Origin of the sequence: Brevundimonas aurifodinae, from assembly GCF_040195595.1 — a bacterium.
Taxonomy (GTDB): Bacteria; Pseudomonadota; Alphaproteobacteria; order Caulobacterales; family Caulobacteraceae; genus Brevundimonas; species Brevundimonas aurifodinae.
This window is the reverse complement of sequence record NZ_JBEGDD010000001.1, coordinates 147,694-161,771: the sequence shown is the minus strand read 5'-3', so window position 1 is coordinate 161,771 and position 14,078 is coordinate 147,694. Positions and strand designations below refer to the sequence as shown.

Annotated in this window: 14 protein-coding genes; 5 read left to right on the top strand and 9 right to left on the bottom strand. The window is 69.2% G+C overall.

The features are described 5' to 3' along the window. Genes ABN401_RS00845 through ABN401_RS00830 form a run of 4 tightly spaced genes read left to right on the top strand, consistent with a single transcriptional unit; the run spans window position 1 to window position 5,201 of the window. Entirely contained in the window at window positions 1–1,545 is a 1,545-nt protein-coding gene (locus tag ABN401_RS00845) for a CpaE/TadZ family protein (protein ID WP_349682918.1), read from the top strand. A gap of 3 nt (window positions 1,546–1,548) precedes the next feature. After that, window positions 1,549–3,204, top strand: coding sequence for a TadA family conjugal transfer-associated ATPase (locus tag ABN401_RS00840; RefSeq protein ID WP_349682917.1), 1,656 nt, complete (start codon window positions 1,549–1,551; stop codon window positions 3,202–3,204). 5 nt (window positions 3,205–3,209) lie between these two features. Further along, window positions 3,210–4,190: a type II secretion system F family protein gene (locus ABN401_RS00835; RefSeq protein WP_349682916.1), complete on the top strand. Its 981-nt coding sequence runs from the start codon at window positions 3,210–3,212 to the stop codon at window positions 4,188–4,190. Window positions 4,191–4,199: 9 nt separating this feature from the next. Continuing rightward, complete coding sequence (locus ABN401_RS00830; RefSeq protein WP_349682915.1) at window positions 4,200–5,201, top strand: type II secretion system F family protein; 1,002 nt, start codon at window positions 4,200–4,202, stop codon at window positions 5,199–5,201. Between the two features lie 25 nt (window positions 5,202–5,226). Here ABN401_RS00830 and ABN401_RS00825 read toward each other — a convergent pair whose 3' ends face one another. From ABN401_RS00825 to ABN401_RS00815, 3 genes are all read right to left on the bottom strand, one after another. Beyond that, window positions 5,227–5,661 (bottom strand): SRPBCC family protein, encoded by a 435-nt coding sequence (locus ABN401_RS00825; RefSeq protein ID WP_349682914.1) that lies wholly within the window; start codon window positions 5,659–5,661, stop codon window positions 5,227–5,229. A gap of 55 nt (window positions 5,662–5,716) precedes the next feature. Next, complete coding sequence (locus tag ABN401_RS00820) at window positions 5,717–7,006, bottom strand: MFS transporter (RefSeq protein ID WP_349682913.1); 1,290 nt, start codon at window positions 7,004–7,006, stop codon at window positions 5,717–5,719. Between the two features lie 182 nt (window positions 7,007–7,188). Beyond that, window positions 7,189–7,536: a hypothetical protein gene (locus ABN401_RS00815; RefSeq protein WP_349682912.1), complete on the bottom strand. Its 348-nt coding sequence runs from the start codon at window positions 7,534–7,536 to the stop codon at window positions 7,189–7,191. Between the two features lie 96 nt (window positions 7,537–7,632). Here ABN401_RS00815 and ABN401_RS00810 point away from each other — a divergent pair, with 96 nt between their 5' ends. Further along, complete coding sequence (locus ABN401_RS00810) at window positions 7,633–8,949, top strand: amidohydrolase (RefSeq protein ID WP_349682911.1); 1,317 nt, start codon at window positions 7,633–7,635, stop codon at window positions 8,947–8,949. On the opposite strand, the gene ABN401_RS00805 is transcribed toward ABN401_RS00810, so the two are convergent. The 6 genes from ABN401_RS00805 to rplU form a co-directional block, all read right to left on the bottom strand. Then, the gene (locus ABN401_RS00805) at window positions 8,946–9,131 is read right to left on the bottom strand and encodes a hypothetical protein (RefSeq protein ID WP_349682910.1); all 186 of its coding nucleotides are present in this window, start codon (window positions 9,129–9,131) and stop codon (window positions 8,946–8,948) included. The two genes, ABN401_RS00810 and ABN401_RS00805, sit on opposite strands and share 4 nt — an antisense overlap. After that, entirely contained in the window at window positions 9,128–10,216 is a 1,089-nt protein-coding gene (locus ABN401_RS00800; protein WP_349682909.1) for a PepSY-associated TM helix domain-containing protein, read from the bottom strand. The genes ABN401_RS00805 and ABN401_RS00800 overlap by 4 nt, the downstream gene beginning before the upstream one ends. Window positions 10,217–10,221: 5 nt before the next feature. Beyond that, window positions 10,222–12,372 carry a TonB-dependent receptor gene (locus tag ABN401_RS00795; protein WP_349682908.1) on the bottom strand — a complete coding sequence of 717 codons (2,151 nt, stop codon included), beginning with the start codon at window positions 12,370–12,372 and terminating at the stop codon, window positions 10,222–10,224. An 88-nt stretch (window positions 12,373–12,460) separates the two neighbouring features. Beyond that, window positions 12,461–13,009, bottom strand: coding sequence for a GNAT family N-acetyltransferase (locus ABN401_RS00790; protein WP_349682907.1), 549 nt, complete (start codon window positions 13,007–13,009; stop codon window positions 12,461–12,463). A gap of 175 nt (window positions 13,010–13,184) precedes the next feature. Further along, window positions 13,185–13,469, bottom strand: a complete 285-nt coding sequence (rpmA, locus tag ABN401_RS00785; RefSeq protein ID WP_349682906.1) for a 50S ribosomal protein L27 — start codon at window positions 13,467–13,469, stop codon at window positions 13,185–13,187. 27 nt (window positions 13,470–13,496) lie between these two features. Beyond that, window positions 13,497–14,003: a 50S ribosomal protein L21 gene (gene rplU, locus ABN401_RS00780; RefSeq protein ID WP_349682905.1), complete on the bottom strand. Its 507-nt coding sequence runs from the start codon at window positions 14,001–14,003 to the stop codon at window positions 13,497–13,499. Between the last annotated feature and the right edge of the window lie 75 nt (window positions 14,004–14,078).

Genomic DNA, 14,078 nt, shown 5'->3' with positions numbered 1-14,078 from the left:
ATGACGAATGCGTTCGCCTCGCGACCCTATGACCCGCTGGACGACGAGTTCGACGCCGAACTGGACGTCGTTCCCACGCCCGCGCCCCTGGCGGACGGCGACATAAACCCGCGCGAGCCGCTGCAATTCACCGCGCCCGGCGGCCATGATCCCAGTCAAGCCCCCGCGATGCCGGGGGGATCTGTGGTCGCCCATCCGGGCGGCCTGCCCGTGGCCCAGGGGGGGCTGCCCGCCGGGGCCGGCTACAATCCGGTCGGCGATCTGGTTGCGGGCGCCTCGGCGGCGATCGCGCCCCACGCCTTCCAGTCCGGGCTGCAGAACGAAGTCACCATTCCGCGCATCGCCATCCACGTCTTCGCCGAGCGTCAGGATACACTGGCGGCGGCCGAGCGGGCCGGACAGGACCGGCGCATGGCCCGGGCCACCACCCAGATCCGGGTCGGCGGCGTCCCGGCCGCCGTCGACGCCTACAACCACGAGCCGACCCCGCCGCTGATCATCGTGGAATGCATGCAGGACCCGGGTGCCCTGCTGTGGCAGGTCGATCGCCTGGCCGAGGTCTGCGACGCCGGCACCAAGGTCGTGGTGATCGGCGCCACCAACGACATCATCCTGTTCCGGGAACTGATGAAGCGCGGCGTCAGCGAATATCTGGTCGCGCCCGTTCAGCCGCTGCAACTGATCGCCGCCATCGGTGGGCTGTTCTCCGACCCCGCCCAGCCCTTCGTCGGCCGGTCCATCGCCTTCGTAGGGGCGCGCGGCGGCGCGGGCTCGTCGTCGGTGGCGCACAACACCGCCTACGCCATGTCCGAGAAGATCGGAGCCAACACGGTCATCGTCGATTATGACCTGCCGTTCGGCACCGCCGGCCTGGACTTCAACCAGGATCCGCTGTCCGGCGTCGCGGATGCCTTGGGCCAGCCCGATCGTCTGGATCCGGTGCTTCTGGACCGGATGATGGTCCGCTGCACCGACAAGCTGTCGCTGTTCGCCGCGCCCGCCACCCTGGACACCGACTGGGACATCAGCCCCGAGGCGTTCGAGGAGGTCACGACCCAGATCCGGGGCACGGCGCCCTTCATCGTGCTGGATCTCCCGCACATCTGGACCGGCTGGATGCGCCGCACCCTGATCGCCGCCGATGAGGTGGTGGTGGTGGCCACGCCGGACCTGGCGTCGCTGCGCAATGCCAAGAACATGATCGACCTGATCCGCTCGGGTCGGCCGAACGACGCGCCTCCGCGGCTGGTGTTGAACCAGGTCGGCGTGCCGGGACGGCCCGAGATCCCGGCCAAGGATTTCGGCTCGGCCCTGGGGGTTCATCCCAGCCTGTCGATCCCGTTCGACGCCAAGCTGTTCGGCGCGGCGGCCAACAACGGCCAGATGATTCTGGACGCCGGCGCCAAGTCCAAGGCGGCCGAGGCCTTCCAGCTGCTGGCCCAGATCGTGTCGCGGCGCGAGCTGCCGCAGCTCGCCGCGCCCGGGAAGGCCCCCAAGGGCGAGAGCAAGTCCCTGTTCTCGGGCCTGTTCAAGAAGAAGGCCTGATCGGTGTTCGGCAAGCGCACAGCCCAGCCCGGCGGGGGCGTGGAGACGGCCCCCCGGCCCGCGCCTGCTGCCGCGCCTGCGCCTGAGACCACCGCATTCGTCTCGCCCGAGCCCATGGCCCCGCCCCAGCCGGCGCAGGGCCAGCAGACACAGGCGTTCTCCTATACCGCCGAGACCGGGCCTTCCGAGGGCGGTTTCGCGCGCGGCGGCCGCCCCGCCTCGGCCGGTACCTCGCCCGCCGCCGACCGTCTGGACGCCCTGGCCTCCCGGCCCAAGCCAAAGCCCGCCCCGCCCCCGGGCGCCTCGGCTGGACCGGGCCCCAAGGCCACGCCGGGCTTCGAGCAGCTGAAGAAAGCCCAGGCGGTCGCCGAGATCGTCCGAGAACAGAGCGATTATTACCACGCCACGAAGACGACCATCTTCAACGCGCTGATGAACACCATCGACCTGGCCCAGCTGGCCCAGCTGGACACCAAGGCCGCGTCAGAGGAAATCCGCGACATCGTCGCCGAACTGGTGGCGATCAAGAACGTCTCCATGTCGGTCGCCGAGCAGGAGCATCTGGTCCAGGACATCGTCAACGACGTCCTCGGCTACGGCCCGCTGGAGCCCCTGCTGAGCCGCGACGACATCGCCGACATCATGGTCAACGGTGCCGGCCGCGTCTTCATCGAGGTCAACGGCAAGGTCCAGCTGACCAACGTCCGTTTCCGCGACAACGCCCAGCTGATGAACATCTGTCAGCGGATCGTGTCCCAGGTCGGCCGCCGCGTCGACGAGAGCTCGCCCATCTGCGACGCCCGCCTGCCGGATGGTTCGCGCGTCAACGTCATCGCCCCGCCGCTGGCGATCGACGGCGCGACCCTGACCATCCGGAAGTTCAAGAAAGACAAGCTGACGATGAAGAACCTGGTGGAGTACGCCTCCATCAGTCCGGAAGGGGCCCGCGTCCTGGGCGTCATCGGCGCCTGCCGATGCAACCTCGTGATCTCGGGCGGCACGGGCTCGGGCAAGACCACCCTGCTGAACACCCTGACGGCCTTCATCGACCCGACCGAACGCGTCATCACCTGCGAGGACGCCGCCGAACTGCAGCTGCAGCAGCCCCACGTCGTGCGTCTGGAGACCCGGCCGCCGAACCTGGAAGGTCAGGGCATGATCACCATGCGCGACCTGGTCAAGAACTGCCTGCGGATGCGCCCCGAACGGATCATCGTCGGCGAGGTGCGCGGCCCCGAAGCCTTCGACCTGCTCCAGGCCATGAACACCGGCCACGACGGCTCCATGGGCACGCTGCACGCCAACAGCCCGCGCGAAGCCATCAGCCGGATGGAATCGATGATCACCATGGGCGGCTACGGCCTGCCGTCCAAGACCATCCGTGAGATGATCGTCGGCTCGGTGGACGTCATCATCCAGGCGGCGCGCCTGCGCGATGGCTCGCGCCGCATCACCCACATCACCGAGGTCGTCGGTCTGGAAGGCGACGTGATCGTGACCCAGGACCTGTTCGTCTACGAGATCACCGGCGAGGACGAGAACGGCAAGATCGTCGGCCGTCACCGCTCGACCGGCATCGCCCGCCCCCGCTTCTGGGACCGCGCCCGCTACTACGGCCTGGAGCGCGAGCTGGCCGAGGCCCTGGACGCGGCGGAGTAGAGACGATGCTGCCCGTTCTCGCCGCCATCCTGGCCTTCATCACCATCGGCGGACTGGGCTGGGTCTTCGTCGGCGGAGACGATTCCTCGGCCCAGGCGGTCAAGCGCGCCGAGGCCATGGGCATGGGCCAGTCCAAGGCGGCCCGCGTCAAGGCCGCCAAGACCGAGGCCAACACCCCGGAGGCCCGGCGCAAGGCCATCGAGACCCAGCTGAAGGAGGCCGAGCGCAAGGAGCGCAAGGCCCGCATGACCATGGCCGCGCGTCTCCGGCACGCCGGCTTGACGATCAGCATCCGGACCTTCTGGATCATCAGCGGCGGCCTGGCCTTGGTCGCGACCCTGGTCGCCTTCGTCTTCGGCCTGAACATCTTCGTCGCCCTGGGCGCGGGCCTGGTGGCCGGCATCGGCCTGCCGCGCTGGATCGTCGGCTTCATCGGCACCGGCCGGATGAAGAAGTTCGGCCTGGAGTTCCCCAACGCCGTCGACGTCATCGTGCGCGGCATCAAGTCGGGCCTGCCGGTCCACGACTGCTTCAAGATCATCGCCAAGGAGAGCCCCGCGCCCCTTGGGCCCGAGTTCACCAAACTGGTCGAGGGGCTGGGCGTCGGCCTGACCCTGCCCCAGGCGCTGGAGAAGATGTACGAGCGCATTCCGACGCCGGAACTGAAGTTCTTCACCATCGTCATCGCCATTCAGCAGAAGACCGGCGGCAACCTGGCCGAGGCGCTGGGCAATCTGTCGGCGGTGCTCCGTGCCCGGCGCATGATGCGCGAGAAGGTCAAGGCCCTGTCGTCCGAGGCCCTGGCCTCGGCCGGGATCATCGGCTCTCTGCCGCCCGTGGTCATGGCCCTCGTGGGCCTGACGACGCCCGCCTATATGGCGCTGATGTTCACCGATATCCGGGGACAGATCATGCTTCTGGGGTCCGCCATCTGGATGGGCCTCGGCATCTTCGTGATGAAGCGCATGATCTCGTTCAAGATCTAGGAACCGGACATGGGCCTGATCGAAGCCATCGTCGAACCCAGGAACCTGCTCAGCCTCGCCGTGGGCGTGCTGGTGTTCGCCACCCTGATGACCCTGCTCAGCGCGATGACGGGCGGTGTGCAGCTGGACAAGCGGATGCAGGCCGTCTCGACCCGCCGCGACGAGCTGAAGCGCCGCTCGCGCGCCGCCATCGCGGGTGGTCAGGGCGGGCTGCGCCACACCGACGACGGCTTCAAGAAGCGCATCGTCGACCGGCTGAACCTGTCCAAGCTGCTGGAGGACCCCAAGGTCGCAGAACAGATGAGCCAGGCCGGCTTTCGCGGGCCGCGCCCGGTCACGACCTTCTACTTCTTCCGCTTCGCCACGCCGATCTTCTTTCTGCTGTTCAGCGCCATCTACCTGTTCTTCATCAACGACTTCGGCCTGCCGCCGATCACCAAGCTGCCGATGATCATGGGCGCGACGGTGCTGGGATTCTATGGACCCAACCTGTTCATCCAGAACCGGATCACCAAGCGCCGCCAGTCGATCATGCAGGGGTTTCCCGACGCGCTCGACCTGCTGCTGATCTGCGTCGAGGCCGGCATGTCGATCGAGGCCGCGATCGTGAAGGTCAGCCAGGAAATCGGCACCAACTCGGTCGAACTGGCCGAGGAACTGGCCTTGCTTTCGGCCGAGCTCAGCTATCTGCCCGAGCGCCGCATGGCCTATGAGGGCCTGGCCAAGCGAACCAACCACCCCGGCGTCCGCGCCGTCGCCACCGCCATGGTCCAGGCCGAGCAGTACGGCACGCCCCTGGCCTCGGCGCTGCGGACCATGGCCAAGGAGAACCGCGAGCTGCGCCTGTCGGCCGCGGAGAAGAAGGCCGCGGCCCTGCCGGCCCAGCTGACCGTGCCGATGATCCTGTTCTTCCTGCCGGTGCTGTTCGTCGTCATCCTGGGCCCGGCCATCATCCAGATCCAGGATCAGATGAAGACGCCCGACGGCCAGCAGGCCACGGCCTCGAACTGATCGCCCGGGCGGCGCGCGAGAAGCCTCAGCCCCGCTCGGCCTCTGCCCGCAAGCCCTCGGCCACCGCCTCGCACGCCCGGCGCAGCACCAGCCGGTTCTTCTCGTGAAAGCCCTCGCCTCTGAATCCCGAGAAGATGAAGCCGTTCGAGACGATGCAGCTGCGCGTGTCCAGCTGCTCGATCTCGTAATAGCGCAGGACGTTGAACAGCCAGCCCCGCTTCTCGCTGAGGATCAACTGCGCCTCGGGCTGCCATTCGCCGACCGCCAGGGTTGCGCGCCGTTCGCCCAGGTCGGGGATCGCCTCGGTCAGGGTCAGGGCGCCGCCGAAACCGATCCGGCCCTCGACCTGGGTTTCGACCGGATTCCAGCGGTCCCAGCCCGGCAGGTCGGCGATCACGCCCCAGATCCGCTCGGCGCTCTCGCGCACGCCCACCCGCTTCTCGATCCTGAAGATGCTCATGCCAGCGATGTCGCAATCCGGCGGGCGCGATGCAAGCCGGGCCGTTGGTCGCGGCTCAGCGGCCGCCTTCCGGCCCGGGCTGGGAGGCGGGCGGCGTCTCGGGGGACGGTGTGTCGATGCTCAGCGGATTGGGGTCGCGGCGCAGGGTCGCGCTGAACAGGGCCATCACCGTGGCGGCGGCCAGCAGCAGGGCGTTCGCCCCGAACGGCGCGGCCTCGCCCAGGCCGTACAGGGCCACCCCAGCCACCGGCGGCACCAGGAAGCTGAGCCCCGCCAGCGACATCATCAGTCCGGCCACAGCCCCCTGTTCATGCGGCCCCACCGCCAGGGACGACCCCGCGGTGAAGCCCGGCCGCGCGAAGCCGACGCCCATCGACACGGCGGCATAGCCCACGACCACGCCGAAATAGCCGGGCGCGACCATGCTCAGCAGATTGCCCGCCAGGGCCAGCCCCGCCCCCCACCGCATCAGGGCCAGCGGCTGCATCTTCAAGAGCGGGATCAGCCCCCACTGGACCATCAGGGTCGCCGCGGCGCCCGCGAACATGGCCACCCCGATGAAGGCCTGGGCCTGACCGGCGGGCAGTCCGGTCTCGGCCATCTCATCGATGATGTGAAAGCCCAGGACGGCGATGTTCACCGCCTGGGCGCTGGTGACCAAGAGGCCGTACAGCAGGAAGTCACGAACTCTCGGGTCGCGCCAGAGCCCCTTGCCGGCATCACTCCCCCGCGCGGTCGGCCGGCGCGCCACGTCGCCGGACGGCAGCTTCTTCCACACGACCAACAGGACGATCAGCCCGATCAGGGCAAAGGCGTACATGGGTCCCGCCAGACCCACGATCGGCAGGACCAGGAAGGGCGACAGCACCGGCCCGACCACCGTGCCCAGGCCCTGGGCCGAGGCCAGCAGCGACATGGCCTGGGTGCGCTGCCCGGGGCTGGTCCGGTCGGCCACATAGGCCTGGGACGCGATGGGCGCGGCCGAGCCGAGCACGCCATAAACGGTGCGCGCCACCGCCATCAGCACAAAGGCCGTGATCGGGGCCAGCCAGCCCTCCAGCCCGAAGGTGGCGCCCAGGCCGAACCCAGCCATGGACACGACGAAGCCGGTGAGGCCGATCAGGATGACGTTCTTCCTCCCCGCCCGGTCCGACAGCCGCGCCCAGAACGGCGAAGCCACGGTCCACATCAGGGCCGAGATGGCGAAGGCGGCGGCCACCAAGGTGTCGGCCAGACCGAACGCCCGCCCGATGTTCGGCAGCACCGACTGCAGCCCCATGTTTCCCGCCGCCGCGATCAGGCTGACGACGAACAGGATCACGAAGGCAGGCGAGGTGGGGGACATGGGGCAGAGATACTCCAATCCTCCCCCATTGGGGGAGGGGGACCACGAAGTGGTGGTGGGGGCCCACCGCGAATGGCGACGTCTGGTCGAGGCCCCCTCCGTCTCCTCCGCTTCGCTCCGGATTCTTGAGGATCGGCTCGTATACGAGCCGACCGCAAGCCCCCAACGGGGGAGGATTTCGCCTACTCCACCACCCTCAGCGTGGCCTTCAACCGCCGCCCGTCGTCCAGGCCCAGCCGCGCCTTGACCTCGAACAGGTCGGCGCCGGCCGGCACGATCAGCATCTGCTTGGGCTCCATCGCATTGACCGCGATCACCGCGCCCTTGGGGCAGATATCGAAACAGCCTGTCTCGATCACGGCCAGCTCGGCCTTTCGGCCCTTGCCGTCGCCCGGCCTGAGATATTTCTTCAGCGCCTTCTTCAGCGTCTTGTCGCCGTCGGGGCCGAAGCCGCCGTCCAGCTTCTTCTGGCATTTCCTGCAGACCAGGACGACGTCCTTCCAGCGGGTCTTCGAGGTCTTGATGGCCATGGCCGAGACATCGGCTGCGTCGGGTCGATCCGCAAGCGGCTTGCGTCGGCGTGACGCCCCAGCCCATCATCGGCACGTTCATTCAGGGGCTCCGACATGATCCGCATCGCCACCCTCGCCGCGCTGATGGCGCTGACGGCCGCTCCGGCCCTGGCCCAGACGGTCACCGCCGACGAGGTCCGCGCCGCGGCGGACGGCGTCCACGCCGACGTCATCGCCTGGCGCCGCGACCTGCACCAGAACCCGGAGCTGGGCCTTGCCGAGACCCGCACCGCCGCGTTCGTCGCCGAGCGGCTGCGCGGTTTCGGCTTCGACGAGGTGCGCGAGGGCGTGGGGCGCACGGGCGTCGTCGGCGTCCTGCGCGGCACGGGTGAGGGGCCGCAGCGGGTCGTGGCGCTCCGGGCCGACATGGACGCCCTGCCGGTGCTGGAGGCCACGGGTCTGCCCTTCGCCTCGACCGCCACCGGCACCTATCTGGGTCAGACCGTGCCGGTCGCCCACGCGTGCGGCCATGACGCCCACGTCGCCATGCTGCTGGGGGCCGCCGAAATCCTCAGCGAGATGAAGGAGCGGTTCTCCGGCACCATCGTCTTCCTGTTCCAGCCCGCCGAGGAGGGCGTTCCTCCCGGAGAGGAACTGGGCGGGGCGCGGCTGATGATCCAGGCCGGCGCGCTGGAGGATCCCAAGGTCGAGGCCATCTTCGGCCTGCACGTCGTGCCGGGTCGCCCCGGCACCATCTTCTATCGCCCCGAAGGCTTCATGGCCGCGTCGGACCGCGTCGACATCACCCTGACCGGTCGCCAGACCCACGGGGCCTGGCCCTGGCGCGGCATCGACGTCATCGCCGTGGCCGCCAATGTGATCCAGACGGTCAACACCCTGACGGCCCGCACGGTCGACCCGACCACCACCCCCACCGTCTTCACCATCGCCACGGTGGACGCAGGCGTCCGCTACAACATCATCCCGGAAACGGCGGCGATGTCGGGCACATTGCGCACCTTCGACCGCGACCAGCGCGCCGCCCTTGTGGAGCGTGCCGAGGCGGCTATCGGCCATGTCGCCCAGGCCTATGGGGCCACGGCCGAGTTCTCCGTCACCGAGAACGCCGCCCTGGTCTACAACGACGCGCCCCTCTCGGCCTGGCTGGCCCCGGTGCTGGCCGAGGCGGCGGGTGAGGCCAATGTCAATCCGGCCACCCCGGCGACGACGGTGGCCGAGGACTTCTCCTATTTCCAGACCGAGGTGCCTGGCGTCTTCTATCACCTGGGCGGCACCGCCGACGGCGTCGATCCGGCCATGGCCCCGCCGAACCATTCGCCCCAGTTCGACGTCAACGAGGACGTCCTGGTCGTCGGCGTCCGCGCGCATGTGCTGAGCGCCCTGCGGTTCTTGGAGCGGGAGGGCGCCTAGGCTTTCGAGGCCCGGATCCGGGCCCAGACGATCGCCACGACCGCCGTGCCCACAAGGGCCGCGCCCAGGCCGTCCCACAGGCCGTCGGCCAGCAGCGCTCCGACCAGCCCGGTCAGGCCCACGACGAACAAGACCAGGGGCCGGGCGAAGACCTCGATCAGGCTCTGGCGGTGGGTCTTCATGCCCGCCCGCGCCTGCGCCGCGCGATCCACAGATACAGCCCCGACCCCAGGATCACGATGGTGATCAGGTCCAGCGTCGCCCACACCAGCTTCAGGCCCATCCCGCCATAGTCGCCGAAATGCAGCGGCTGGGACAGGCCCAGCGTCGTCACATACCAGGGCGGCTCGGCCACCGCCGCCAGCTGACCCGTCCGCACATCGATCAGGGCCGGCGTGGTCAGGTGCCGGGTCAGGGGCGTGTCGCCGTGGAAGAAGACGGCATAGTGGTGATCGGTCGTATATTCCGTGCCCGGAAAGGCGACGAACTGCAGGGTCCTGCCGGGCAGGGCCGCCCTCGCCCGCTCGACCGCCGCGTCCAGCGAGGCGCGCTGGCCCACCGGCGCGGGCGCGCCATAGGTCCGCGCCAGATCGGCCAGGGCCGTGTCCTTCCACACCGCCAGGATCGGCGTCGCCAGGGTGTTCACCACCCCCGTCAGCCCCACCACCAGCACCCAGGCCGCCGTCGTCGCCCCCGCCAGATTGTGCCAGTCCAGCCAGCGGGTCCGCGCCGTCCTGTTGAGCCTCAGCGTCCCGTAGGGCAGCCGGCGCATGAAGGGGGCGTAGAGTACGATGCCCGACACCGTCGCCGCCACCAGCATCAGCCCCATCAGGCCCAGGAACAGCATCCCCGGCAGGCCCAGGAACATGTCGGTGTGCAGCTGGAGCAGGAACTCGACCAAGGGGTGACCCGCCACCAGGGGCGCGGCCTCGCCGCTGGTCCGGTCGATCGGCTGGAAATTATACTGACCCGCCGGCGCGTCCGGCGCGCGGCTGGTGACGTTCACCACCGGCCGGTCCTCGTCGAAGCTGAGGAAGGCGGGCACGTCGCCGGGATGACGCGCCAGCGCCGTGGTCATGACCGCGTCCAGGCTCAGGACCTCGCCCGGCCGGGCCGGTTGCCACGGTTCGTCCAGCAGCCAGTGGTTCAGCTCGTGGCTGAACACCAGCGGCAGGCCGGTGAGGCACAGCATCAGCAGGAACAGGGTCGAGATCAGGCTCGACCAGGTGTGGACGACCGACCAGGCGCGGATCGTGTCGGGCTTCATCCCGATCAGAACTCCGTCGATACCGCGAACCGCAGGGTGCGCGGGGCCCCCAGCGTCAGATAGTTGGCCCCGGGAAATCCGCCCACGGCGACCCACTGGTTCTCGTCCGTCAGGTTTTCGATCCGGGCCCGGACGGTCAGCGGACGGCCAGCGACCTCGAAGCCGTAGCGCGCGCCCGCGTCCAGCCGCGTCCAGGCGTCCAGCTCGACCGCATTGGCCGCATCGACCGGCTGCTCGCCAGTGTAGACGACCCGGCCTTCCAGCGTCAGGCCCTCGACCTGGGGCACGTCCCATTCGACGTTGACGTTGGCCTGCCACTCGGGCGTGCCGATCGGGCGACGGCCGTCCAGGGCCCCGCCCGAAGTCCGAGTCAGTTCCGCGTCCAGCCAGGTCCAGCCCCCGATCAGGCGCAGACCTTCGCGCGGCTCTCCGTACCAGGACACTTCCAGCCCGGTGTTCTCCTGCTCGCCGTTGGCGCCGAACACGCCGTTCTCGACGAAGGCGCTGGGCTGGGTGATGCGGAACAGGCTGACGGCCCCGCCGAACCGGCCGACGTCGTATTTCAGACCTGCCTCGATCTGCTCGCCCCGGAAGGGGGCCAGGGCCTCGCCTGCATTGGTCACCGGCACCCCGCCGCTGACCGCTGGGGCGATCTGGCCGGGCACCAGGGCCTCGGCGTAGTTGGCGAAGACCGAGATGAACTCGCTGGGTTTATAGATCACGGCGAAGACCGGCGTCGTCGCGTCGCCCTCATAGGCCGACAACGGAGCACCGGTGTTGTAATCATAGGACCGGGTCTCGATCGTCTGGTGACGCACGCCCACGGTGGCCAGCAGCCGGCCGTCGAGGACGCTCATCATATCTGCGACGGCAAAACTCGCGTTGTCGACTCGCTCGGTCACGCCGGGATCGTCCAGGTCGCCACCGACGAAGAAGTCCGCCGCCGGCGGGGCGACGTCGACGGGATTGTACAGGTCGCTGGCAAAGCCCGCGAAGCTGGAGAAGGTATAGGCGTTTTCGGACCGCGACCGGACCTGGGAAGCCGAGGCCACCAGCCGGTGATCGACCCCGCCCGTGGTGATCTCGGCGCGCACGCCGACGTCGCCGGACCACACCGTGTCCTCGCGCGTGTTGTCGAAGCGATAGGCGCTCAGCGAGCCATTCGGGGCGGCCGTGGGGTTGGCCAGGCGGTTCTCCTCCTCGCCGCGCCGCCCGCCGATCGCGGCCCAGGCGGTGACGGTGTCGGACAGGTCGAACTCGCCGCGCGCCACGCCGAACAGCTGACGCTCGTCGGTGAAGGTCCAGGGCTGGGCGACGTTCGCCTCGGCGTCCGGCGCGCGCGGCACGGCGCCGGAGGGCGTCACCGTCGGGCGCGGCGCATCGATGCGGTGGTCCTGATAGCCGACGTCGGCCGAGAACCGCGCGCGGTCCCCGCGCCGGTCCAGCCCCACGCCGATGGCCGTCAGCTTGCGCTCCTCGTCCTCGATCCCGGCCTCGCCGTCGCGGCGGACCAGGTTCAGCCGCGCCCCGTATTCACCGCCCAGGCCGAAGCGACGGGCCACGTCGGCGGCCAGATAGAGCTCGCTCGCCCCCTCCAGCCCCGCGGTCAGCCGGGTGAGGGGCGCGTTCGGCGCACGCTTGGGCGTCAGGTTGAAGGCCCCGCCGATGCCGCTGCCGCCCGCCGCCGCCCCGTTCAGGAAGGCGGTCGCACCGTGGAAGACCTCGACCCGCTCCAGGAACTCGGCCGCCACGAACTGCCGCGGCAGGATGCCGTACAGCCCGTTCAGGGTCATGTCGTCCGAGAACACCGGGAAGCCCCGGATGACGTACAGCTCCTGAAAGTTGCCGAACCCCTTGGACACCCGCACGGCCGGATCGTTCTGAAGCACGTCGCCGACGCTGCGGGCCTGCTGGTTCCTCGCCAGTTCCTCGGTGTAAGCGGTAAAGACAAACGGGGTGTCCAGCGTCTCCAGATTGCCGAACAGCCCGACCCGGCCGCCACGCGCCACCTGTCCGCCCGGATAGGGCGAGGTCAGGGTGACCTGCGAGCCGGTGACGATCACCTCCTCCAGTTGCGCCGCCTCGCCGTCCTGGGCGGAGGCCCCGCCGGTCAGGGCGAGACTGGAGGCGGCGGCGAGGAGGGCGGTGCGGAACATGGGGACGCTCGACAGTGCGAATGAGAACGCGTCGCATTATAGCGTCATCACCTCACTTGCAAGCCGTTCTCAGGTCGCGGCTTCGCGCTCACGCCAGCCAGACCATCATCCGCGTGTCCACCGGTCCGCCCCGGGCTCGGCTGAACCGCTTCTTGGTCTCGCCGGTATAGAGAAACCCCGCCTTTTCCAGCACCCGACCCGACGCCGGATTATCGGCGAAATGGCCGGCCAGCAGGGCCCGGCGCTTCCACCGCTTGCCCGCCCAGACCAAGGCCCCTTCCAGGGCCTCGGTGGCGAAACCCCGCCCCCAGAAGGGCCGCCCGATCCAGTAGCCGGTCTCGGGCGCGCTGCGTTCCAGCCGACCCTCGCCGTCCTCGAACAGGCCCAGGACGCCGACGGGCCCCAGATCCTCGTGCTCGATCAGGAAGGTGTTGGCCCGCGCCGGATCCTGTCCCGCGACCTGGGCCACGAAGGCCTCGGCGTCGCCCTGGCCAAAGGGATGCGGCATGCGGCAGGTCATCCGCGCGATGTCGGGGTCGTTGGCCAGCCGCGCGATCGCGGGGACGTCCAGAGGTCCGGGGGCGCGCAGCAACAGCCGCCGCGTCTCCAGAACCGGAGAGGTTTCGATCACGCACATGGGCCGCCTCGCCTGATGACGTGTCCGCCTCCTTGGGGGAGGGCTCGGGCGGACGTCGAGGCGGGGAACGCGAACGGGGAGCCTGGTGATCCAGACTCCCCGCGGAATATTTCCCTTGGTCCGGATCGGCTGCAGTCCTTGAGAGGAGCAACGCGATCCGAAGGCCGGTTTCGCGTTACTCGGCGGCGAGCGCCTGCTGGTCGTCGTTCGCCGGAAGAATCGAGACGTAACAACGGCCGCCACGTTTGGTGGTGAATTTCACCGAGCCGTGGGCCGTGGCGAACAGGGTGTGGTCGCGGCCCAGGCCGACGTTCTCACCGGGGTGGAAGGTGGTGCCGCGCTGGCGGACCAGGATGTTGCCGGCCAGCACGCGCTCGCCGCCGAACTTCTTCACGCCCAGGCGCTTGGACTCGGAGTCGCGACCGTTGCGCGACGAACCACCGGATTTCTTGTGTGCCATGGGAAGGCTCCCGTTCTCGTACTGATCTTAGGCTTCGTCGGTCGAAGCGGCGGTTTCGGTCTTGGGCGCGGCCTTCTTGGCCGGAGCCTTCTTGGCGGCGGCCTTGGGAGCCTCGGCCTCGACCGGGGCGGCTTCCACGCGGGGAGCCAGGCCTCGGGCGCGGGCGTTGATCTCGGCCTTGGTCATCAGCTCGACCTTGCCGTCCCACTTGGCCTTCTCGCCGGCGCCTTCGATGCCGGTGATGCGCAGGACCGATTCCATCTGGCGATGGCCGTTCGTGCGGCGATAGCCCTGGCGGCGGGTCTTCTTGAAGATCTTGATCTTCTCGCCCTTGCGGGTCTCGATCAGGGTCGCGGCCACCGAGGCACCGTCGATCAGGGGCGCGCCGACGGTCACGCCCTTGTCGCCGCCCAGCATCAGGACGCTGCCCAGGCTCAGGACGTCGCCCGCCTCGCCGGCGAGCTTCTCGACCACGATGGTGTCGCCCGGTTGAACCCGGTACTGCTTGCCGCCGGTTTTGATCACCGCGTACATATTGAGGCCTCGGCTTAACGCGAAAAAGAATGCGCCCGCCGGGTGACCCCGCGGGCGAAGAGCGGCGACATAGAC